The sequence below is a fragment of the Adhaeribacter aerolatus genome, from assembly GCF_007991635.1.
In the GTDB taxonomy this organism is placed as follows: domain Bacteria; phylum Bacteroidota; class Bacteroidia; order Cytophagales; family Hymenobacteraceae; genus Adhaeribacter; species Adhaeribacter aerolatus.
The window spans coordinates 301,043-323,012 of the sequence record NZ_BJYS01000001.1; the positions used below are offsets into that span (position 1 = coordinate 301,043).

Annotated in this window: 15 protein-coding genes, 1 tRNA gene and 1 pseudogene; 9 read left to right on the forward strand and 8 right to left on the reverse strand. The window is 46.0% G+C overall.

Going from position 1 to position 21,970, the window contains the following annotated elements; all coding sequences use genetic code 11:
* Positions 1–48: 48 nt before the first annotated feature.
* Entirely contained in the window at positions 49–3,837 is a 3,789-nt protein-coding gene (locus tag AAE02nite_RS01295; RefSeq protein WP_246150709.1) for a metallophosphoesterase, read from the reverse strand.
* A gap of 379 nt (positions 3,838–4,216) precedes the next feature.
* Between AAE02nite_RS01295 and AAE02nite_RS01300 the strand changes: the two genes are divergently transcribed.
* Positions 4,217–5,470 carry a Pycsar system effector family protein gene (locus AAE02nite_RS01300; RefSeq protein ID WP_246150710.1) on the forward strand — a complete coding sequence of 418 codons (1,254 nt, stop codon included), beginning with the start codon at positions 4,217–4,219 and terminating at the stop codon, positions 5,468–5,470.
* A gap of 112 nt (positions 5,471–5,582) precedes the next feature.
* Here the strand turns inward: AAE02nite_RS01300 and AAE02nite_RS01305 are convergent, their stop codons facing one another.
* Positions 5,583–6,746, reverse strand: a complete 1,164-nt coding sequence (locus tag AAE02nite_RS01305; RefSeq protein WP_146894624.1) for a DUF2652 domain-containing protein — start codon at positions 6,744–6,746, stop codon at positions 5,583–5,585.
* Between the two features lie 222 nt (positions 6,747–6,968).
* Between AAE02nite_RS01305 and AAE02nite_RS01310 the strand changes: the two genes are divergently transcribed.
* Positions 6,969–7,040, forward strand: a tRNA-Arg gene (locus AAE02nite_RS01310).
* A 232-nt stretch (positions 7,041–7,272) separates the two neighbouring features.
* On the opposite strand, the gene AAE02nite_RS01315 is transcribed toward AAE02nite_RS01310, so the two are convergent.
* The 3 genes from AAE02nite_RS01315 to AAE02nite_RS26165 form a co-directional block, all read right to left on the reverse strand.
* On the reverse strand, positions 7,273–7,965 hold the full coding sequence (locus tag AAE02nite_RS01315; RefSeq protein WP_146894625.1) for a PIN domain-containing protein: 693 nt from the start codon (positions 7,963–7,965) through the stop codon (positions 7,273–7,275).
* Positions 7,958–8,848, reverse strand: a complete 891-nt coding sequence (locus AAE02nite_RS01320; protein WP_146894626.1) for a hypothetical protein — start codon at positions 8,846–8,848, stop codon at positions 7,958–7,960. The genes AAE02nite_RS01315 and AAE02nite_RS01320 overlap by 8 nt, the downstream gene beginning before the upstream one ends.
* Before the next feature lie 303 nt (positions 8,849–9,151).
* Positions 9,152–9,397, reverse strand: a complete 246-nt coding sequence (locus AAE02nite_RS26165) for a hypothetical protein (protein WP_170252497.1) — start codon at positions 9,395–9,397, stop codon at positions 9,152–9,154.
* Positions 9,398–9,546: 149 nt separating this feature from the next.
* Between AAE02nite_RS26165 and AAE02nite_RS26615 the strand changes: the two genes are divergently transcribed.
* Positions 9,547–9,774, forward strand: a complete 228-nt coding sequence (locus AAE02nite_RS26615; RefSeq protein WP_246150712.1) for a hypothetical protein — start codon at positions 9,547–9,549, stop codon at positions 9,772–9,774.
* Between the two features lie 3 nt (positions 9,775–9,777).
* Here the strand turns inward: AAE02nite_RS26615 and AAE02nite_RS26620 are convergent, their stop codons facing one another.
* Complete coding sequence (locus AAE02nite_RS26620) at positions 9,778–9,933, reverse strand: hypothetical protein (RefSeq protein ID WP_246150715.1); 156 nt, start codon at positions 9,931–9,933, stop codon at positions 9,778–9,780.
* A 39-nt stretch (positions 9,934–9,972) separates the two neighbouring features.
* Here AAE02nite_RS26620 and AAE02nite_RS26625 point away from each other — a divergent pair.
* Together AAE02nite_RS26625 and AAE02nite_RS01335 are read left to right on the forward strand one after the other, a co-directional pair.
* A pseudogene (locus AAE02nite_RS26625) lies at positions 9,973–10,346 on the forward strand (type I restriction enzyme endonuclease domain-containing protein).
* 360 nt (positions 10,347–10,706) lie between these two features.
* Entirely contained in the window at positions 10,707–11,111 is a 405-nt protein-coding gene (locus AAE02nite_RS01335; protein ID WP_146894627.1) for a hypothetical protein, read from the forward strand.
* 757 nt (positions 11,112–11,868) lie between these two features.
* On the opposite strand, the gene AAE02nite_RS26170 is transcribed toward AAE02nite_RS01335, so the two are convergent.
* The gene (locus AAE02nite_RS26170; RefSeq protein ID WP_170252498.1) at positions 11,869–12,015 is read right to left on the reverse strand and encodes a hypothetical protein; all 147 of its coding nucleotides are present in this window, start codon (positions 12,013–12,015) and stop codon (positions 11,869–11,871) included.
* Between the two features lie 305 nt (positions 12,016–12,320).
* Positions 12,321–14,828 (reverse strand): SF1B family DNA helicase RecD2, encoded by a 2,508-nt coding sequence (gene recD2 / locus AAE02nite_RS01340; protein WP_146894628.1) that lies wholly within the window; start codon positions 14,826–14,828, stop codon positions 12,321–12,323.
* A gap of 620 nt (positions 14,829–15,448) precedes the next feature.
* Between recD2 and AAE02nite_RS01345 the strand changes: the two genes are divergently transcribed.
* The 4 genes from AAE02nite_RS01345 to AAE02nite_RS01360 all read left to right on the forward strand — a co-directional run bounded on the left by AAE02nite_RS01345 (position 15,449) and on the right by AAE02nite_RS01360 (position 21,716).
* Entirely contained in the window at positions 15,449–15,838 is a 390-nt protein-coding gene (locus AAE02nite_RS01345; protein WP_146894629.1) for a BlaI/MecI/CopY family transcriptional regulator, read from the forward strand.
* Complete coding sequence (locus AAE02nite_RS01350; protein ID WP_146894630.1) at positions 15,835–17,763, forward strand: M56 family metallopeptidase; 1,929 nt, start codon at positions 15,835–15,837, stop codon at positions 17,761–17,763. The genes AAE02nite_RS01345 and AAE02nite_RS01350 overlap by 4 nt, the downstream gene beginning before the upstream one ends.
* A 369-nt stretch (positions 17,764–18,132) precedes the next feature.
* Complete coding sequence (locus AAE02nite_RS01355) at positions 18,133–20,223, forward strand: T9SS type A sorting domain-containing protein (RefSeq protein WP_170252499.1); 2,091 nt, start codon at positions 18,133–18,135, stop codon at positions 20,221–20,223.
* 122 nt (positions 20,224–20,345) lie between these two features.
* On the forward strand, positions 20,346–21,716 hold the full coding sequence (locus AAE02nite_RS01360) for a deoxyguanosinetriphosphate triphosphohydrolase (protein WP_146894632.1): 1,371 nt from the start codon (positions 20,346–20,348) through the stop codon (positions 21,714–21,716).
* The last annotated feature ends 254 nt before the right edge of the window (positions 21,717–21,970 follow it).

Here is a 21,970-nt window from a genome sequence, read left to right on the forward strand (position 1 = left end):
GCTCCTTATTCCGCTATATTGATAGTCACGGCTGTAGTTCCGGGCAGGTTAAAATAAAAACCCAAGGTTCAGGTTAAATAATCTTTCTTTTTCGCCGAAGCTATAAGTACCCGATACCACTGCCTTGCGCAGCACATCTACCCAAATACCGCCGCCTACGCCCCGGTGCAAACCTTTAAATAATTTTTTAGAAGCATCGTCATCGGCAAAAACGCGGCCGTGATCAACCAGCGCCAAAATGCCAAAGGTGCCCGGGAATAAATAAAAATTAAAATCAGTGAGGTGAATACGTGCCTCGGCGTTGGCATAAATATTACTCCGCCCCGCAAACCTGGTTATACGGTAACCCCGGAGGTTGGTGGTACCGCCCAAGGTATTGGACTGGTAAAACCGGTAATCGCCAAAGTTGTGCGCCCCGCCAATGCGCCCGGCCCACGTAAGCTTAAACGGGAAATTAGGCGTGAGATAAAACATCACTTCGGAACTTAGCCGGGTAAACCGGTATTTTTCATATCCTAGCTGCTGGTTTACCGAAAATTCATTCAGCCATTTAATGCCGATGTAAGGATTAACCTCGTTGCTCACGGCCACCACATTCATAAAAGCGCGGGCGCCAATATATTCGTTCATCCGGAAAGAACTGGCATCGGTTTCGGAGCCGGCAATTAAAGCCCGGGCCGCCGGTCCCGTAGATTCCCGTTGCACCTGAAACTGGTCGTAAGTAGGGCCCACGCCAATTTTTAAGAAGTGGAAAATATCGTAGGTAAGGGTGGGGGTTACGATATACCGCTTAAACCGCACGCGGTAATCCCGGATGTTTTCTTCGTTAGCCTCGGTTTCGTTGCCTTGGCCAAAATAATTAGCCAGTAACTGCGGCCCGTTGATACTGGCCCGGAAATCCAAATCCCAATCTTTTATAATATCGGTATAAATACCTTTGTAGCGCAGGTTATAAGCCCCAGTGGCAAAAGCATAATTACCCAACAGGCTGTGCTCAACGGCAAAAGGCTCTTTCCGGAATTTATACCGCCGGTAAACCAGTCCGCCTCCCAGGTAAAGCTGATCGTCTACGTTATATTGCAGGGCCAGGCGCGGCCCCAAATAGGGTACTTTGTGTTCGGTACGGCTATAAATATTTACTTCGCCGGCCGCTTCGGTCCGGTCTTTGGTTTCGGAGCCAAAATGAAAAACATTATTATCTTTGGTATCATACACCACCGTTTTCCGGCGCAAACCACCCACCGAAGAATTATCGGCAATGCTGTCGCGGTCGTCGCCACCAATTATCCGGATTAAAATACCATCTCCTACCTCGCCGGTAACTTCAAAAATATCTTTGCCGCCCAAACCGTATAATCGAATTTCGTTTGTTTCATCGGTATAAAAAGTACGCTCGTACAGTTTGCGACCCATGGTGCCGTCGAGTTTAATATTCCGGACTTCTACCTCGGTTTCTTTATCGTTGCGGCGATTTACCTTGAAATATTCGGTACGGTTGCTGCCGGCTACATCTACCGTTTTGGCCAGGAAAGCATAATAATCGGCAGCTAGCTGGGGCAACATATCGCGGCGGGATTTTAACTTAGCGGCTATTTCGGGTGCCGATTGGGCGTATACTTCGGGCGGAAATTGTTTTAAAGCTGCTTCGATAACTTCATCCGTTACATTGGCTTTCATTTTTTCGGCCAGACCTACCCATTCGGCTTTTGTTACCCTTGATAAAAAAGTATGGTCGTTAGTCAGGGCGCTTAAATTCAGACCAATGTAATCGCCGAAATCGTAGCCAAAGTTTTGGAAGTTCCGGATGCCCCACTTGCGGGTAGCCAGGTACGGTAGCAAGCCATCGGTTTTAAAGAAAGCAGCATCGCGGTCTTTGGGCACCGGCGTAAACAAGCGCCCGTCTTCGGTTTTACTTTCGGCCCAGCGCCACTGCCCCTCGTGCCGGTCCCAATCGCCAATCAGCATATCAAATAACCGCGCCCGCGCAAATGCCGGCTCATCTACGGTATTATCGTTGTTATCTATTTTGCGTTCCAGCACTTTATCGGTACCAACCAAATTCAGAGCATTGCCCAAACTGGCTACATTCTCGTGGCTTTCGTCGGGGTTTTCTTCCAATATAGCAACGGTGCCGGCAAACTGATTCCGGTATTGCCCCAACGCGGGGTCCGAAGGAATATAAAACAACTCGGGATTTACGTGAAATACGCCGGCGGCTTTGGCCAGGGGCGGTAAAACCAACGCACCGTAAGGGTGCTGCGCCGAAATCTGGTCCTGCATCAGGTCGCGGGCAATGGTTTCCTGTAGCGGTTTTGGCAATACCTGGGTAGGATTTTTATTTACTGACCGCAGGGTGTACTCGTGGCCTTCCTCGTTGCGAAGTCGCAGCGAAATGGTTTGCTTGCCGCCTCCCACGCGGTAAGGCCGCAGGCCGCTTTTTTCGGTGCGTAAGTCCAGGTAAGGCATTTTAACCGGGGTGGCCCATACATCGCGGTAATGCTCGCCTAAAAATACTTCTTTTAGCTTACCGGCCTGGTATATGGGGTTAGCCGCCAGGGTAATGGTGCTGTCGCGGTAATTCCGCGTCGAGAGGGCTGGTGTTTTATCTTGGGCAATTGGGGTAGCTACCGGGGTGCCGCTCTGTTTGGTGTACATCTGGGTCCGGAAAAATAATTTTCCGGTTGAGCCATCGTTTACCGGCTCCCAGAACTCTACCCAAGCCTCGCCGTTGTCGTAATAATTTACTTTGGCGTAACCTTTTGCTTCGTGGCCAAACAAAGCATCGCCGCCGCCTAATTTCATGTGCTGAATTTTGCAACCCGAGCCGCTGACAATGGTATTGACATTGCCGTGTTTAAAATGCTGAATATTGTGTTCGTGGCCACCGGCATACACCACGTTGGGGTAGCGCTGAAAAATATTCATGAGGCCCTGCACGTAAGCCTGGTATTTGGGGTGAGCAATATCCTGGCTGATGCCGCCGTATTTGCGGGCCCAGGGGTAAATAGAACCAATAACCGGCAACGGTAAAACCAGCCAGGGCTCGATTAGGGTAAGCGGAAAGATATGGTCGAGTAACTGGAAATTGCCGCCGTGCACGCCGTTGCTGAACAAAGGATGGTGCCCCACCACGACTATATGTTTGCCGTTATTCCGGGCTATAATATCTTCGAGGCGGGTAAGTACTTCTACTTCGTCGGCTACGTTGCAATAATTATTGGGTCCGTAAGGCCGTTCTTCTTCCTGCAGCCACCACTGCGAGTTAAGCGCAATAAATACCACATCTTCCTGCAGATAAACTTCGTAGGGGCCGGGGCAGCCTTCGTCGGGCACAAAAAAGTCGCCGCCGCTAACAAACGTCGAGTCTTTCAGGTATTCTTCTACAAATACTTCCTGCCGGATAACCGACCGCAGGCCGCCGGGTAAACCCTGGGCCCAATCGTGGTTACCCGCAATCATGTATTTTTCGCCCTGGTAGCCTTTAAACCGGTCGAGTTGCGTAGTTAAACGTTCTTCATCGGTTTTTCGCCCCGGCGAACCCGCTTCGGTAAGGCCGTAACTATAAATATTATCGCCTAAAAAAACAGTAGCACTGTTAGCGCCGGCCGATTTCATCTGGGACTCCAGCAGTTTTAAAGAGGGCTCCAGCGGATCTTTCTCCGGGGCACCCACATCGCCAATGAGGAAAACTGTATATTTTATCCGGCTGCTATCGGGGGGCATTACGGTTTGCCAGTTGGCTACCGCACTGCTGTAGAAAGGCCGCTTTACGGCACACGCATTAACGAAAAATAAAAAAACGACACTCAAACAATACGCAAGATATTGATGCTTCATGGATGTTAAAGAGTTTGGACAGCTATCCGGCTGTCTGGTATCCGGGTGCTTTTGGGCTGGCAACGGCTTTTATACGTGAATTTAACACAAAGTATACAGGCCAATAGGGCTTTACTTAAGCCCGGTTTATCTTAAATAAATTTTAAACCTGCTATATTCTCAGTTAAGCTTATCTGACGTATAAAAAAGGAATTGGTTCACTTCTTTTTCTTTTAGATAGAAAAAGAATATATGCCGGGCAAAAGGCAAACAACCCGCCTAAGCGGTTGTTTAGCTGATAGCAGAGGTTAAAGATTCCGGTTTAAACCCTGGTTAACCAACCCCAGCGAACTTTCGGATTATTATTGCGTTTCAAACCTCATAAAATAACCTTACTTAAATGCAGCCCTTAGAACGAGGCACCTTACCAGAATCCGGCTCAGCCGCTGATGGTGCAAAAAAAAATATGATAGAGCAGGATATTATACACAAGGCCAGTAATTATGTCTTTACTTTATTTAAAGAAAAACTATCGCGCAAGCTGGTTTACCACAACTACAAACATACCACCGAAATAGCCAAAGAAGCCCAAAGCCTGGGTGAAGCCGCCGGTCTGTCCGCCGACAACCTGGAAGTGCTGGTTTTAGCGGCTTGGTTTCATGATACCGGCTATGTAGATACGTATACCGGGCACGAAGAAAGAAGCGTGGAATATGCCACCACATTCTTACAGGCCGAAGGTTACCCCGAAGGCCGGATAGGGGTAATAAACGATTGTATTATGGCCACGAAACACGATCAGCAGCCCGAAAACCTGATGCAGGAAATTCTGGCCGATGCCGATATTGCGAACATTGGCAAAGAAAGCTTTTTTTCGAACGCCGAACTGTTGCGGGTGGAGTGGGAAGTTTTTCTGAATAAATTTTTTACCGACGCCGAATGGGCCCAGTACCAACTCGATTTCCTGCTCGGGCAAACTTTCCGGACCGAGGTAGCCCAGAAAAAATTCGGCGAAGCCCTGAAAGCCAATATTCAGGAGCAGCGCGATATTCTGGGTAAACTTTCGAAAAAACAGAAGAAAAAAAACAAGAAGGAACGCGAGAATTTTGCCCAGCCTAAACGGGGCATCGAAACCATGTTTCAATCGACGTACCAGAACCACATGTCGCTGAGTGGCATTGCCGATAATAAAGCCAATATGATGATTAGCCTTAACGCCATCATTTTATCGGTTATAATCACCTATCTGGGTGCTAAAACCTCGGTATTAGGTACCGAATTTACCCGCAATCCTATCCTGATGGTACCCATTGGTACCCTTATTTTAACCACGCTGGGCTCGGTGGTATCGGCTATTATGTCGGCGCAACCCGAAGTAACCAGTTTTAAAATGCGGGCCAATAAGGTTAAAAGCAAAAAAGTAAATATTTTGTTTTTCGGTAATTTCACCAAAATACCGCTCGAAGATTTTCAGGTGGGGATGCACGACCTGATGCGCGAAAAAGATGCGCTGTATAACAACATGATAATCGATATTTATTATTTGGGTGAAGTACTCAGTAAAAAATACCGGCTGCTCCGCATCTCCTACACCATCTTCATGATCGGCCTGATTTTAACTGTACTGTCGTTTATTGTAGCAATAGTGCGGTAGGCGTTGTTCGTTGTTCGTTGTTCGTTAGGCGGGTACTTCGTATCTGAACCTGGGTTACAGCCTAATTGAAATATTTCTTTTAAAATAATGCTTTTCTACCATCGAACAACGATTAACGCGGATGCGCCTGGTACATTTGTTCGCACAAAGCTTTTAACTGCCGGATAGATTTGCCGAGGAATATTTTCATGCGCCGCCGGATAAAAAAAGAATAAATGTAGCTGCCCACCACCGATGAGCTGTAATGAAATTTTAGCTGCAGGTAAGTTTTGTCCTCCTCGACCGTAGTCAGGTAATAAAAGAGAAAAGCGTTAGGAAAAATCCGGAAGTTGGCTATTTTCTCAACGTACTCAATCTGTTTTTCCCCGATAAAACTCTGTACCGTCTGCACATCAATCTGGCCCCGGTTCAGGTCGCATTTATACGAAATACCCATCCGGTTGGCCTTGGTGGTATCAAAATGCACCCGGCTCATACCCGCTACCCAGGCCGGCTTTAACCGGAAATTGCTGATAATTCGCAGCACATAGCGGGCCGGCGCTTTGATGATAATATCGGTGGCAAATACGTGGGCAAATTTGCTTTTGCTTTGCATGGGCCGGTTGGTAGTTACCAGCAGGCGCAACGGGGTTAAAAAAGCGTACCGGTACTTAATTTCGCCGAGGTGCTCGTAAAAGGTACTGCCTTTGTGCAACCGCGACCAGCTAAAATTAGCTTTTATTTCCGGTTCCGGCTGGGTTCGCAGGTAATCTTCGGACAGCAGCACGTACTCGTCGCCGGCGATATTATTTTTGAGCAGCCGGTGGGCAATAATTACGTTTTTACCCATGAGTTTTATGTGCTCCCGAATCTGCGTTACACTCAGGCACCCATAATGTACCACTACTTTTAGCGTAAGCCGGCTATCCGACAAAGAAGCGCCTACTTCCGTTCCCTGGTCCCGCTCTACTATTTTGAGGTAATTCTGAAAATCAATAAAAATCTGCTTGCATTGATTTATTACCTCCTGCACCGGGGGCGGGGGCCCCAGCCGGTAAAACAACACGGCGTCGCCCTGAATTTCGGCCAGCTCCATGTCCAGAATATTGGCTTCAATAATAATCTCCAGCAAATCCGCAATCAGGTTGCGGCTGGTTTCCAGGCCGGTTTCGTTCACAAATTTGGTGAACCCACTAATATCGGGAATAAAAATAAGCGCGGGCTGGGTATCGTTAGCGCCATTGGCGGCCGGAACTTGCGGGGCTAAGTTTTTTTTCTGATTTCTGAGAATACCCATTGTACCGGCGGTTGTTTTTTTATTATCTAATCTTTCCGTTAAGACCTTACCTAAACTGATTTATGCCCTTTTGGGTTATGGCTAATGGCCTAATATTTTACAACCAACCTGAAACACGCACGGGTTAGTTGCCTGATTTGGCGGGAATTTATTTAAAATGCGGAGGCTTTGTATTTTACCGTTAAATAAATAAATTTGCGTTTGTTCCTGCCCCCGGAACCTGGCTGCGTAGTTCAATGGATAGAATAGAAGTTTCCTAAACTTTTGATATGGGTTCGATTCCCGTCGCGGCTACTATGACGCTGTTAACTAATAGAATAACAGCGTTTTTTATTTAAATTTCCTTTTATTTTCTTGGTGGAGGCAAACATATTATAAATTAGCTTTTTTACTCCCGTATTCACTTGAAAAAATTAGGAATGTGGAAAAACGTTATGATTCAAGGTGCTAGAATTAGGGAACATTATCAAAAGCTCGGAGCTATAGCGGTCCGGCCAGGTTTGTAGGAAATAGCTATAAGTAGCTTTTAATCCTCTCCAGGAAACTTCAAATCAGATATGTTGATTTCGGTTTCTGACTGTGAAATACTTTCTCTAATGGAATTTCTGGTAGGACTTTCCATATCATAATCTAGAATTTCCTGGTGTGACAAGCCATCCACTTCAGCCTGCTCCTCATCCAATTCAATATCATTGTCACCCCCAATTTGTGGAAACAACATTAACTGCTCACCAATTTCAGACTGATCTGGAATGAAAGGCGGCTCTGCTACATGAATGCGACCATCAGCATATCTTTTCAGGTCGGGGTCCACCGAATAGATAACCTTTACCCTGTTTGTAATGGCTATGGCTACTATCATGCAATCATATTTGATTGAACTTTTTAAAACTCGATGTTCGGCTTGATAGGCTATTAATTCAGGATCTCTATAAGATTTATACAGTAGTTCTGCGCATTTTTCAGCAGCCAGAGTGTCAAAAGGCACAACACGAAACCTACGGTCGAATAATTCTTTTGCCGCATGTTGCTCTTGCGGTGAGTAGCAAGATAGCAACTCAACCATAAGCGGAACAGGCATCAATATTTTACATTTATGGTCTTCCAACCAGTCCAGGAACCGTCTGCTTTCCGCTATTTTATGTTGCTGATCCGGTCCGGCTTCGCCCTTAACACCCCAAATGAAAAGTTGGCTATCAATAAGTACCAGGTTACTCATGCCCCTGATTAGATTTAAGTGAATTTATGTCATCAACCTTATGCAGAGTTTTGCTGAGTAAATCTCCGAGTTGCTTAAAGGTATCCTGAATCGTAACCTGCTCTATATAAATGACACTCTCTGCCCTAAACTCTAAAACCTGATAAGTTCGCTTGTCCCATTTAGCATTGCCTTTTACCCCAACCTCTTTATAAAGATTTTCGGCCAGCTTAATCACAATGTCCTTCTTAACTTCGAAGCTGACGGTATAATCATCGTCAATTTTTAAGGTTACTCTTGGAGTATCGCCACCGGCTTTTAGAACAGTTCCGTAAATAGTTGTGTCGCCCCGCAACGTACCGGCTTCCTTAACTACTATTTCAGTATCCTTATTGAAGGTTGCTATCCGCTCACCGTCTTGAATAAATACCCCTTCGCATTCATGTCTTTTAGAAAACTTAGCTATCTTCTTAAGGTTGTCAACGGAGGAACTGGGCAGATTGCTGTACTGGTCACTGGTAAATGAAGTAGCGATCACAGCATAGGCTGGCAAGACATACTTCGATATATGGGAAAGGCACTTAATGCTCAAGCTTTGATCTCTTATTTCTTCAAAGCTTATCAGAACATCAGCCTCGTTAACTTCAGGATTCTGCTGCTTTACAACGGCCAGTATTGCCCCTTCAAAACTGGCTATCAACTCTGCAACTTCACTTGCCTTAACCTTTGAGGGCTTTATTCCATTACCCTCAAACTTTAATTCAATAATATGTTGCCCGGTATCCATTTGGCGCAAACTAAGAAATAAAATAAAGAAAATAAAAAGTATTTCTAGAATACTTGTTAACTTTTGACCAATCTTGAAAAGATTCGAATTCTTATTTGTTGATATTTTATAAATCAAACGATTTATATCTGGCCAAATAAATTAAACATTAAAAAATCCCTAATTACTATTGGCCCTGTTCGGGGTGTCGCCTGCCACCGAAATGAATCAGTGATCGCAACGCAAAATTCTTATACGCGTAGATTGAAGTCTTCCATAACTTGCTACCACCAGATGCACCAGACGGCTGCCACACCTAATTTCACATTTATGCCTGTGACGAGTACGACCGTCGCCAGGCCCATTGCCCGAACGCCAGGGTAGGTTCTGATAATTTATGTGGGATATGTGGCTTACCGGCTTCGATAACCGAGCCTTGCCCTAGCTATACGTCGATAAGTGATAAGCGGCCACAACTTCATCCAAGCCGTAAACCGCGTCGCCATCGTGTTCCGCGACAAACCCAGCGGCCTCATTGTAGGCTATGTCGGCATCGACGACAAACTCCGCATCCCCACCAAAAAGTACACCGCTGGCGGCGGTAAAGGCAGCATTACGATTGATACAGAAGAAGCTTTTGAACGCACCAAAGAAGTAATCCAGGACCTGCAATCCCTTTTCACGCATATTTTTGCACGCCTATTGAACAGTCCCCCTTTGGAGGGGGCAGGGGGAGGACAAAACCCTATACTCCTGCCGAAACCGTAGCCATCAGCGCTAAACCGCCTTTAACCTATGCTTCGTCCTCATCCGCCACGGCCGGAGAGCAACCGGTTTTGGGTACGCCGGGGAATAATCCTCCCCCTACCCCCTCCCAAGGGGGACAGCACGGAACACCGGTTTATGTGGCTTCGAACGGCAAATCGGTTCTGGAGCGGTTTGGGTGGCGTTATAATAGCTGGCCGTATTTAAACCAAGGGGAAAAGTTTAAGCTGGTGATACGGGCGGTTTATATGATGGTGGCCGAAGAGAAGGTTTGCAAGGTTTTTATGCAACAGGAATAGAAGCTAAGTGCGCTGGTGCCCCTTGTAAAAAACTACCTCAACATTAAAGAAATTGCCGTGGATGTACTGTTTTTCAGCACGTAGGGCAGCGGTCCGGAAAATAAAATACCCCAAACCAACATCCGGAAAAAGTAAGGCCAGATAAAAGAACTTATTCACCGCAGCATCGAAAGCGAAGAAATAATAGACGTATTCCGAATGGCCGGCATCGACTGCTTCGATATTTCTATTATTAATAATGATTTTCTGGCCACTTCTAAAGAACAGAAAACCGGCAACGAACTAAAACGGGAACTCCTGCGCCAGATTCTGAACGACGAAATAAAAGTCCGCTCGCCTAAGAACCTGGTGAAATACCGCAAGCTGAAAGAAGAAGCAGAAAAATTATTCAGGGCTACCACGACCATTTGTTCGACAGCTTAATTGCTATGCAAAAGCTGCGCGACGTAGCCGCCAGCCTACAAAACGAAGACCAGGTACAGCAGCAACTAGGGTTAACCGAAGACGAAGAAGCTTTCTACGAAATATTAGCTAAACATCCCCGGGCAAGGCAGGATTTTGAGCTAATATAAGAAGTGGTGAAAGACGTAACGAAAGTTATCAGAAAGAATGCGCAGTAGCCGGATTGGTATATAAAATCAGATATTAAAGTTCAAATAATGCTGTCGGTCAGAAACATCCTTCGACGCAAAGGCATTACGGAGGAGATACAGAAAATTCTGTCCGAAATAATGGAACATGCGGAAGAACGATACAAAGCGTGGAAAACCTGGTGGCGTAAGTTTTATTCCTTTCTGAATAATTAATTAGGCTCCATTTTTCAACACTTTTTATTATTTGTAATTCGTTGGCATGCTGCACCAGTTCTAAACAAAATCACATCTCATTTCAGCTTACCGCCGTTAAATAAAGCAGGCTCTAATTTTAAGTAGATGAAAACTAGAAATATATGGTCCGGCTGGATAGTCTTTTGCCTTTTGTTTGCTGTTTGGCTAACCGGCTGCCAAACCAGTAACGCCCCTGCCGGCGCTGCCGATGCGACAACAGCGGAGAAACGCTTGTCGCCCCAACGAGTGGATATCCGGGGGAGCATTATTATGCGGCGGTATAACCAGGGGCAGGTCGTGCTGGAAATAGATGGCTTTCCTTCGCAGAATACCCGCTATAACCGGGCGTATGTGCTGGTGTTGCCAACCACCCAAATAATAGGTCCCGATGGAAAATCAATTAGCTTAAGTGAATTACAACAGGGGCAAAATGTAGCTGTTTTGTTGCGTAGTGGTGGCAAAGGGAATTTAGTAGGAATGGGAGTTGCCCGCAAAATGTGGGTGGAGTAAGGCAGCGTAAATCAATCGCATTACCCTGCTCACCGGCTTGAGTTAGTTATGAAATTACAGACCTCTCTTGCAGGAAGCAGGAGGCGGCTTGCTTAAGCAGTTCTATTTTGTACCTAAAAATGGCTGAAACCAATGTTGCTTTCCAGCTAATCCTTTCTGGCTAAATATTCTCACCGCTTTAATTTTTAAAACTCCGGCACTTTATTTATAAGTATTAGGGCAGTAACCCACCTGCCACCCACTGCTGCTGCTATTTTTTTCAGGGTAAAGCAACCATTTAACCTGTTACCTGCTCTTATAGAAAACTAAAGTGTAACAAACCTGAACATAGTGTTCTGAATCCGGACACTTTACTTTAAACGGAAATACCAGTTATTACTTATAAACTCCTTAAATCCAATGTTTTAGCTTTGTGGCATACTGATTGAATAAAAAAGAATACCCTTTACCCTGATTAAAAAACTAACTATGAAAATGCCCCATTTAAATTCTAATTCTTTACCTACCTTACTGTCTTTCGCAGAAAGCTTCTTAAACACTACCGGCTCACCAGCCATTATTAATAACCGTATAGAACCGCAGCCCCAAACGGTTAAACCATTACCTACCACCTTTCTTGCTGTCCCTCCCCTATTTTAGATTACATCACTCATTTACCGCTACCTGAAAATAAAACAATTATCATCGTTAAAAATATCAATCGATTATGTTAACAGTTTTTATAACCATCGTATTAGGAGTTATTCTGGAACTATCCTTATTCGCCTGCGGCTACTTCTTTTTCCGTCGGTTTTAAACCTTTCGGTTTAACTAATTCGGTAAAGCCGATTAAATATTTCTTAATAATATTCTTCAGCCTTTTGCTTTTGCTGGTATTAGCGGTTGCGGGTAATGCTATCCTCAATCGTTAATACCCTTATTTATTTATTTCCCCTTCCTACTAATATTTTATGCCCTAAATAAAATTGCCAAAACCAGCTACGAAACCATTCGTATTTTATTTGCAACTACACCCTTGGTCTATGACGCACCAACCACTTTCTATGAGCGCGTACTGCTGATTTATTTGGTACAACATCAACTTTAAATGCGGCGTACCATTTTTCTTTCAGCCGGTGCGCCACCGGCCGAGGAGCGCATACTTATGAGATAATGGAGGATAATATTACCTTGGATTTTCCATTTAAGAAAATAACAGGTGCCTGAGTGCTACGCTACCTCTTGCCTGAGTAAATATTCTAAGGCGGTCTGGCGGGTAGCGGTATTTTGTTTGTTTACCGCCATGGACAATGCTTTTCTGGTTCCTAAAAACACCACTAACTTTTTGGCCCGGGTAATACCAGTATAAACCAAGTTGCGGAACAACATGCCAAAGTGCTGCGTAACCAGCGGAATGATGATGGTTTGGAATTCGCTGCCCTGCGATTTATGAATGGTGATGGCATAAGCTAAATCCAGTTCCAGTAAATGTTCTTTTTCATACCTGACTTCTTTTACCTCCTGCCCTGCCTTGAAAGCCACTTCTAACTCCATGTTCTCATTATCCACCTGGGTTATGGTACCAATATCGCCGTTGAACACATTTAAATCGTAGTTGTTGCGTTTTTGTATAACCCGGTCTCCCTCCCGGAATATGCGTCCGCCAATTAAAATCTGGGATTTGCCCACGCGGGTTGGATTAATTTTTTCCTGAATTACTTTGTTCAGGTTGGCGGTACCCAAACTGCCCTTGGTCATCGGGGAAAGAATCTGGATTTCGGCGTCTTTACCGTAGTACTTCGGAATAATGGCTTCGTACAATTTTTCTACCATGCCTACCGCCGAAAGGCCATAGTGCAGCGAAGACCAGGGATGAACGCCTTTCAATACCTCTTTTAACTCTTCGGTATAGCTGCGGGTTTGCTGCAAAGCTTCTATATCTACATGGCTGAACTTGTCCGGAATAGCAAAGCTGCTGCCCCGGGTATACAGGTCCTGGGCATACGGCGCGGCCGGCTCTTCTAACAAGTTATATTCCTTCACAACCGGGTTGGGTAATTCGCCGGCTATTTTCTTTACTTTAGAAATAAACTTGAGTTGCTCGCTGGTGGCTTCTTCGGAGTCGATAAACAAACAATCTTTTTTTTCCGCCCAGATTTGGGGTTTGTTAAAAGGCGATTCAATCCGGGGGATTTCGCCTTTGTTAATTTGGTGGGCATAAGAAATAATCAGCGATTCCTGCGCCTGCCGGAAAACTTTCGTCAGCCGCATACAAGGCACCACTCCCGAAGCAATCAGGTCTTTTAACACATTACCGGCGCCTACGGCGGGTAGCTGGTCGGCATCGCCTATCAACACTACTTGCCCGTGCACCGGCACGGCCCGGAGTAAAGCCGCCGCCAGGTGCACATCCAGCATCGAGCATTCATCCACAATCAAGATATCGGTTTGCAGCGGGTCTTCCTCGTGGCGTTTAAACCCGCCCTGAGCCGGATCAAATTCAAGTAAGCGGTGAATGGTTTTAGCTTCCAGGCCGATAACCTCGCTCATGCGTTGGGCGGCCCGGCCGGTGGGGGCCGCCAGCATTACTTTCTTATTCATAAACTGCAGTACGCCCACCAAGGCCCGGGTAGTAGTGGTTTTACCGCAGCCCGGCCCACCCGTGAGAATAGAAAGACGCTCCGTTGCGATTTGCAAAACACTTTGGCTTTGTTCTTCGCTCAGAGTTATATGATTTACCTGGCAGAATACTTCCAGGTCCTGTAGCAGGTGTTCTTTATTTACCCGGACCGGCTGCGCCCTTAACTTCTTAACTTTAACCGCGATATATTGCTCGTCGTAATACAAAGAGTGGGCGTAAAAGCACTTTTGCACCACGCCTTGCGCATCCGGCAAAAGCCTGATTTTCAGTTCTTCTTTCTGTTCCATGCCCTGGAGAACTGCCTCTAGGGCGGCAGCATTCTGTAAGGCTAATAATTCTCCAGTGGCCTGGATTATTTGCTGCTGCGTTAAATAACAATGGCCTTCTTCGCGGGCGTTTTGCAGCACATGTTCTATACCGGCCTGGATGCGTTGGGGTGAATCGGCGGCTAAACCCAAGCTTTGGGCTACTTTATCGGCCGAGAAAAAGCCAATGCCATAAATATCGGCGGCTAAACGGTAAGGATTTTTCGTAACTACTTCAATCGCCTCATTGCCGTAGGTTTTATAAATTTTGACCGCAAACAGGGTAGAAATGTTGTGCGATTGTAAAAACAACATCACATTCCTGATTTCCTGGTGCTCTATCCAGGCCCGGCTAATCATTTCCAGCTTCAGTTTGGCAATGCCTTCTACTTCGGTGAGCTTCTCGATACTGTTCTCAAATACATCCAGCGTTTTATCGCCGAAATGCTTTACAATTCTTTTGGCCGTTACCGGACCAACGCCTTTAATCAGTCCGGAACCCAAATATTTTTCCAGCGCATTGGCTGTAGCCGGTTTCCGTTCGATGGCTTTGCTGGCTTTAAATTGCAGGCCGTAGCTCGGATGATTCGTCCACTCGCCATAGAAATCCATGGTAGCCCCGGCAAATACCTTAGATTGATGCACCACTACGGTAAGCTCCTCGTTAGGCTTCTGAAAGCTATTTACCTTGAGTACCGTATAACCGGTTTCTAAACTATGGAACGTAATGCGTTTTACGATACCCGATAGTTTTTCTAACTCCGCGGAAGGTTGTAGGTCAAGCGCCGGCATATACAAAGAAAGCTAATGCAACAGATATTTCTACCAAAACGAATAGAAAGTATAACTTTTTATTCTTTGTTATAACTACCAGATGCTACAGAAAACCTGCTATTGTTTCGTCAAATTAATAATTAGAAATTATCATCTATTAGATTACTGACATTCTACTGGCAAGATGAGTTTCCTAAGAATTAATTTGTAGAAGCATTAGTTTTAAAGCTTTTGCCAAACTACTGGCTGGTGAAAACACCATAGTCGTTAGGTTAAGCGCAGCATTGCATTGCCCGGGTGCTTTAGCCCCGGGTTTTAAGGGCGATTCGGCCGGAAATATTGTTCATCCCTGACTGAAGTCAGGGGCAATTGAAAGGCAGGCGATTGGAAAAAGGTGCAGGTAGTGATTCTTTTCTCTTAACCGGATGACTATGGTGAAAACACCCAGTAAGGGCAACAGTTTGCTCCATTTATAAAATGCTAACCAGCCTCATTTTTCACTCTCCCCACAGTACTCCACTTCAGCCAATATTTGCTTCAAACAAAATTATTTAAACCAACTACGAAATTATTCGTAATTCATTTGTAACTACGAAATATTTCGTATACATTTATTTAAAATTAGTAATATCCTTTATATGGCTGCTGCACAACCCTTAAAACCTACCGATGCCGAGCTGGAAATACTTCAGGTACTCTGGCAAAACGGCCCTTCTACCGTCCGGTTTGTAAACGACGAACTGAATAAAACCAAAGAAGTAGGCTACACCACCACCCTAAAAATTATGCAGCTCATGACCGAAAAAAACATGGTCCGGCGCGACGAAAGCAACCGGTCGCACGTGTACGAAGCCCTGCTAAAAGAGGAAGCAACCCAGAAGCAACTGCTGAATAAATTTTTAGACACTACTTTCCGGGGCTCGGCCAGCCGACTGGTGATGCAAGCCCTGGGCAGCCACCAAACCACACCCGAAGAACTAAACCAAATACGAGAACTTTTAAATAAACTGGAAGGAGGCTCCAAATGAATTACATTCCTGAATTCCTGAATCCGGCACTCACCAAAGCCCTGGGCTGGACCATTTTGCACTCCCTGTGGCAAAGCACCTTAATAGCGGTACTTTTAAGCATAGTCATGCTGTTGTTGCACCGGCAAAGTTCGCATCTGCGCTACCGGGTAGCTATGGGCGCTTTATTCCTGAACTTGGCAGCAGCCCTCGTTACCTTTATTTATTATTATCAAAGCAGCCCAATTAAGGCTGGGTTAACTGCTGTTATTGTCCCGGCTACTGCCTCCTTCTCTGAGCCACCAATAGTATCCGCCGAAGCAAATGGGTTTTGGCTATTAGCGGGCGCGGCCGATTATTTTTCGGCACATTTGCCTTTGCTGGTGAGTCTTTGGTTGCTGGGTATGGCCCTGATGCTGCTGCGTTTTATAGGCGGTTTGGCTTACCTGCAACGGCTTAAATCTTACAAAACTACCCCAGTAACGGACCAATGGCAAAACCGCTTGCTCCAACTTAGCCAGGAACTGAAAATAAATAAAGCTATCCGGCTAACTGAATCGGCTTTGGTGCAGACACCGTTGGTTATCGGCTTTTTTAAACCGGTAATTTTATTGCCTTTAGGCACCATTTCGGATTTGCCATTGGCCCAAATAGAGGCTATTCTGGCCCACGAACTGGCGCACCTCAAACGCAACGATTATTTTTTTAACCTGCTGCAATCTTTAACCGAAATAATATTTTTCTATCATCCGGCCATCTGGTGGGTTAGCGATTACGTGCGGATTGAAAGAGAAAATTGTTGCGACGATTTAGCCGTAGCCGTTTGCGGCGATTCATTGGCGTATGCCCGGGCCCTGGCTACCCTGGCCGAAAGAACCGCGGGCGCGCCCGGTTTATCGCTGGCCTTTGCCGGTAAAGATGGTTCGCTGCTGGCCCGCATTCGCCGGTTGGTGCAGCAACCCGGCACCCGCCCTTCTTTTACCGATGGTTTTGTAGCCGCTACCGCTTTATTGTTATGCCTTACTTTTCTTTCGGCAACCGCTTTGGCTAACCTAAATCCTCGGTTAAAATCAACTTTACCGGCCGCACCAGTTCATTCTGTTAACGTGCCTGTGCATCCTGTTATATCCGTTACGGCCCAATATCCGCCAGTTGCTGTAAATTCTAAGGCCATTCCGGATACGGTACCCACCTCCAGCGATTTGGTTATTATTAAAAATAAAAGAGGTAAAGTAACCGATGTTTTTGTAGATGGCCAACAAGTACCAAAAGACAAGCTGCCGGATTACGCTAACCGGATAGAACAAGCCCTGGAGAATCAGCAGAAAGGTAAAAGAATGATTGCTAATGATACCGAAACCCTCCGAAAAGCTGATGCCGCGGTATCAAGGTTAAACCAGCCGGAATTAGCACCGGTAATGCCCCCACCGGCTCCACCCGTACCCGTAAATCCAGTTATACCGCCCAAACCAGCCGCACCAATGCTACCCGTGAAACCAGTTAAACCAGCAAAGCCGGCAAAACCAGCGGTTGTGCCAAAAGCCCCTAAAGACGCGGCTGTCCCGGGCAAAGGTTTTTTCTTTGATGGCAATTTTCCGGGGGGCGATTCCGTGTTTACGCAAATAGAATTCAATCTGAATTTTGATTCTACCTTTAAAGTTTTGGAAAAGACCATGAAGGTGCAGGAAGAACAATTCCGGAAACAAGAATTGGTGCTGCAGAAACAGTTAGCCAGCCTCCAGCATAAACAACATTCTTTGCTGCAAGAAAACATGGCCAAAGAACACGCTAAACTGGCAGCCGAACACGCCAAACTTTCTAAAACCCATGGTGCCGCCATGGAAAAATTAATCTCGGATTTGAAAAAAGAAGGCCTTTACCAGGAAGGTAAAAACCGCCAGATTATTATAAACTCCGAAGGACTTTTTATTGATGGCAAAAAATAACCAGATAAAATATACCAGAAGTTTAAGAAGCACCTCCCCGAACCGAATAAAAACACCAATCAGCGGATTGAAATAAATAACAATTAACCCGCATCAGGAGGAAAGAAAAGAGAGGCAACCCCTCTCTTTTTTCTTTTAAACAGGATAATACGGTAATACTACTTACCCTTTCTCTAAAATTATTTACCTATAAAATATTGCTGTTAACCTCAGCTTGCCCGCTGCTAAATGCGTTTATGAATCAAGTTGTCACTTGTTTTATTAAAAGCAACAAAAGCGTAACTTAACCAGCGAATATTTTTTTTTTATATGTCCGGCAAAATTAATTTTTCTCCGCACCCTTGGTTTACTTATATAAAAATAGTCTTCTTGTACTGGTTAATAATTATTCCGGAACCCGGCAAAGCGCAGGATGCCTGTATGCTGGTACCGGCGCCTTTGCCGCAGCGCGTGGAGCAGGCAACAGTTATTCTGGAAGGGAAAGTTGTTGCCCAAAAAAGCTTTTGGGATGCCGGCCACCAGAATATTTATACTGCCAATACCGTAGAAGTATATAAAATATTAAAAGGCCGGTTAGCCGCGCCGGAGCAGGTAGAAATTATTACCGAAGGTGGTACGGTCGGTGACAAAATGCACGTTTATTCGGCCACACTGGCACTAAAACCCGGCCAGCAAGGTATATTTTTTCTGGAGCCTTTGGGTTTTCCGGCTGCCAACCAGGTTTTGACCAATCTTGTTCGCTTTAGTGTATATAGTAGTTTGCAGGGCTTTATCCGGTACCAGCTACCCGGCCTCACCGCCCGGGAGCCTTTCCGTACCTACCACAGCATTCAAAACGAATTATACCCCCTCCTGCTAGCGTTTCCAGACTTAAAACTAATAACCATAAAAGAGAACGCTGATTTAAATAAACCTGTTATTTATCCCAATCCGGTACCCAACCGGGCTGCCCGCACCCAAGCCATACCTGCTATTTCGGGCTTTTCGCCCGATACCATTACAGCCGGCACCGGCTCCGTATTAACCATTACCGGCCAAAACTTTGGCAGTTCCCGGGATTCCGGCTTTGTAGAGTTTAAGAATGCCAATGATGGCGGTGCTACCTACATTAAACCTTTAGCTTCTGATTATATTTCCTGGAGCGATAACCTGATTCGGGTGAAAGTACCATCTATTCCGGCGGACGACGGTACCGGCGTGGCCGGCACCGGGCAGTTTAGGGTTATGAACGGCACCGATACGCGGGCCGCCACCAGCCCGGCCGAACTCGCTATCCGGTACGCAGTATCGAACGTTTTAAAAGAAGAAAAAGCGTATCAGCCTTACCACATAGATGCCAACGGCAATGGCGGCTACACCATTCAGTTCGCCGCGAATGTACCGGAAGCTGCCCGCGCCGCTTTCCGGCGCTCCATGCAAACCTGGACCTGCTATACCAACATAAACTGGGTGGCCGATGCAGTTACTTCTACCGCTATCATCTCTGCGGAAGATAATATTAACCTGGTACGCCTGGCCGATGCCGGCAGTTTGCCCAGCAATGTATTGGGCCGCACCGTTAGCCGCTACCAAGGCTGCCAGCTTGGTTCTAATTATTCTTACCTGGTTAGCGAGTTCGATTTTGAGTTTAACGACCGCACCAGCTGGCAATTCGGGCCGGCTACTCCGGCCATCAACCAGTTCGATTTCGAAACTACTACGCTGCACGAATTAGGCCATGCCCACCAGTTAGCCCACATGATTCAGCCCCGATCGGTGATGCATTACTCCATTAGCCGCACCCAGGTTACCCGCTCCCTGAGCGGCCGCAACGATGTAGAAGGCGGCAACCATGTAACCAACCGCAGCTTTCAGAATAATATTTGTAACCACACCCGCATGGTGCCGCGGGTATCGGCAGATTGTACGTTGCCGGCTAACCTGCTTTCTTTTGAAGCGGTGTTACAAACCAACGGCACGGCCTTGCTAACCTGGGTTAACCAAAACGAGAGCAACCTGGCTTTTTACGAAATCCAGAAAAGCATCGATGCCATTGCGTGGCATGCACTGGCCCGTCAGGCCGCCAGCAGCACCAATGGCCGCAGCTATACCTTTACCGACCCGCGCCCCGGCACCGGCTTTACGTACTACCGGCTGCGCTTGGGAAACAAAGATAACCAGTATAATTTTTCACCTTCGCGCCGGATAGGCACCGATACCGGTTTAGCTGCCGGTCTACAGCTATTCCCTAATCCAATTCAGGAGCATAACCTGCATTTCGCGTACCAGGCCCCGGCGAATGGTAGAATTCTCATCCGGATTTATGATATTGTTGGCCGCGAGCATACCTTGCTGGTGAGGAATGTAACAGCTGGCAGTAATCCGTTTTACTTTAGCATGCCTGGCCTGAAAAGCGGGCTCTACGTGTTGCAGGTTATTCAAGAGAAAGAAGTGCACCAGGCAAGATTTATTAAACCTTAAACTCCTGAAAACATGAACTTTACTAATTAATTAGAAACCAGGTAAATTATTAAAACCGGACTGGCCCTTTGCTTTAAAAGATAAACCCCTTACTTTCCGGTTTTAAAACGAGCGTATTTCTTATGAAAAGCATGCAATGGGAAAACCTGCTTTCCCGCAAACGCTACCAGGGCCAGGAGTTGGCCGATTCGGATGAGTGGGCCCGGGGCGAATACCAGCGCGATTACGACCGGATAGTTTTTTCTTCGGCTTTCCGGCGCTTGCAAAACAAAACCCAGGTAATGCCGCTGCCCGAAAGCGATTTTGTGCATACCCGTTTAACCCATAGCCTCGAAACCTCCTGCGTGGGTCGTTCGCTGGGCCGGCTGGCCGGTAAGCAAATTATGCAGCAATATCCGGAACTTAGTAAAACCAACCAGGTAAACGAAACTAATTTTGGCGATATGGTAGCTGCCGCCTGCCTGGCCCACGATATTGGTAACCCGCCGTTCGGGCACTCCGGCGAAGATGCCATTTCGGCTTTTTTCCAGAGCGCCGAGGCCCAAACTTTTTTAACCGAACTCACCGACGCTCAGCAAGCCGATCTCCAAAATTTTGAAGGCAACGCCTCCGGTTTCCGGATATTAACCCATACGTATCCGGCCCAGTGCAACATGGCCGGTGGCCTGCGACTAACCTATACTACGCTGGCCACTTTTACCAAATATCCCAAAGAAAGCTTACCCAAACTAAAAGGCACTGCCAATACCAGCGAAAAAAAGTACGGTTTCTTCCAGAGCGAAAAAGAATGGTTCCGGACCATTGCCGACGACCTGGGGCTAATTCCGAAAGCTACTAACGGCGACGTATTTTACCACCGGCATCCGCTGGCCTTTCTGGTAGAGGCCGCCGACGATATTTGTTACCGTATTATTGATTTTGAAGATGGTTGCCGGCTGGGTCTTATCTCGCCGGACCAGGGTATTAATTTACTAAAAGAAATTCTGGATGAGTCGCCGGAACGGAAATCGCGTTTAACTTTTTATGACTGGCGCGAACAGCTCGGTTACCTGCGCGCCCGCATTATTGATAAGCTGATAAACGAAACAGCCGATATTTTTATTCAGAACGAAGCCGCTATCCTGAACGGCACCTATGACAAGCCCCTGATAAGCGAAGTTTCGGTTAAAGCCGTTTTAGATAAAATTAAGACCTTATCTATAAAGGAAATTTACCGCAACCGGCCTGTACTGGAAATTGAAGCGGCTGGTTTTGAAGTATTGGGCGGTTTGCTGGAGGTTTTTCTGAAAGCCGTTTTCGAACCAAATTCCCGTCGTCACCAGAAGCTGCTCGATTTGGTACCGGATCAATACTTAGATCTAAACCGATCTATGAGCCCCAACCCTTACGACCGCATCTTACGCATTACCGATTTTATCTCGGGTCTAACCGACCAGGCGGCCATTTCGTTGTACCGGAAAATTAAAGGAATATCGCTGCCCAAGGTATACTAAATTTACGTACTAGGCCCTATATATAGAATACTGATAATTAAACCTTTAACCCTTAAAAATATTTAACAGCTTAGTTTTAATTTAAAATAAGTAAGGGGACAAAACTACTTTGATATACGAATTTCAATAAAGTACTCTATTTCAATATTTTATATACTTAAAACTTATAACCTTCCACTTACTTACAAACCTAAACAGCTACTTAAAACAAAAGCTACTATCCGCCTCCGGGTAGTAGCTTTTTAATTATTTAC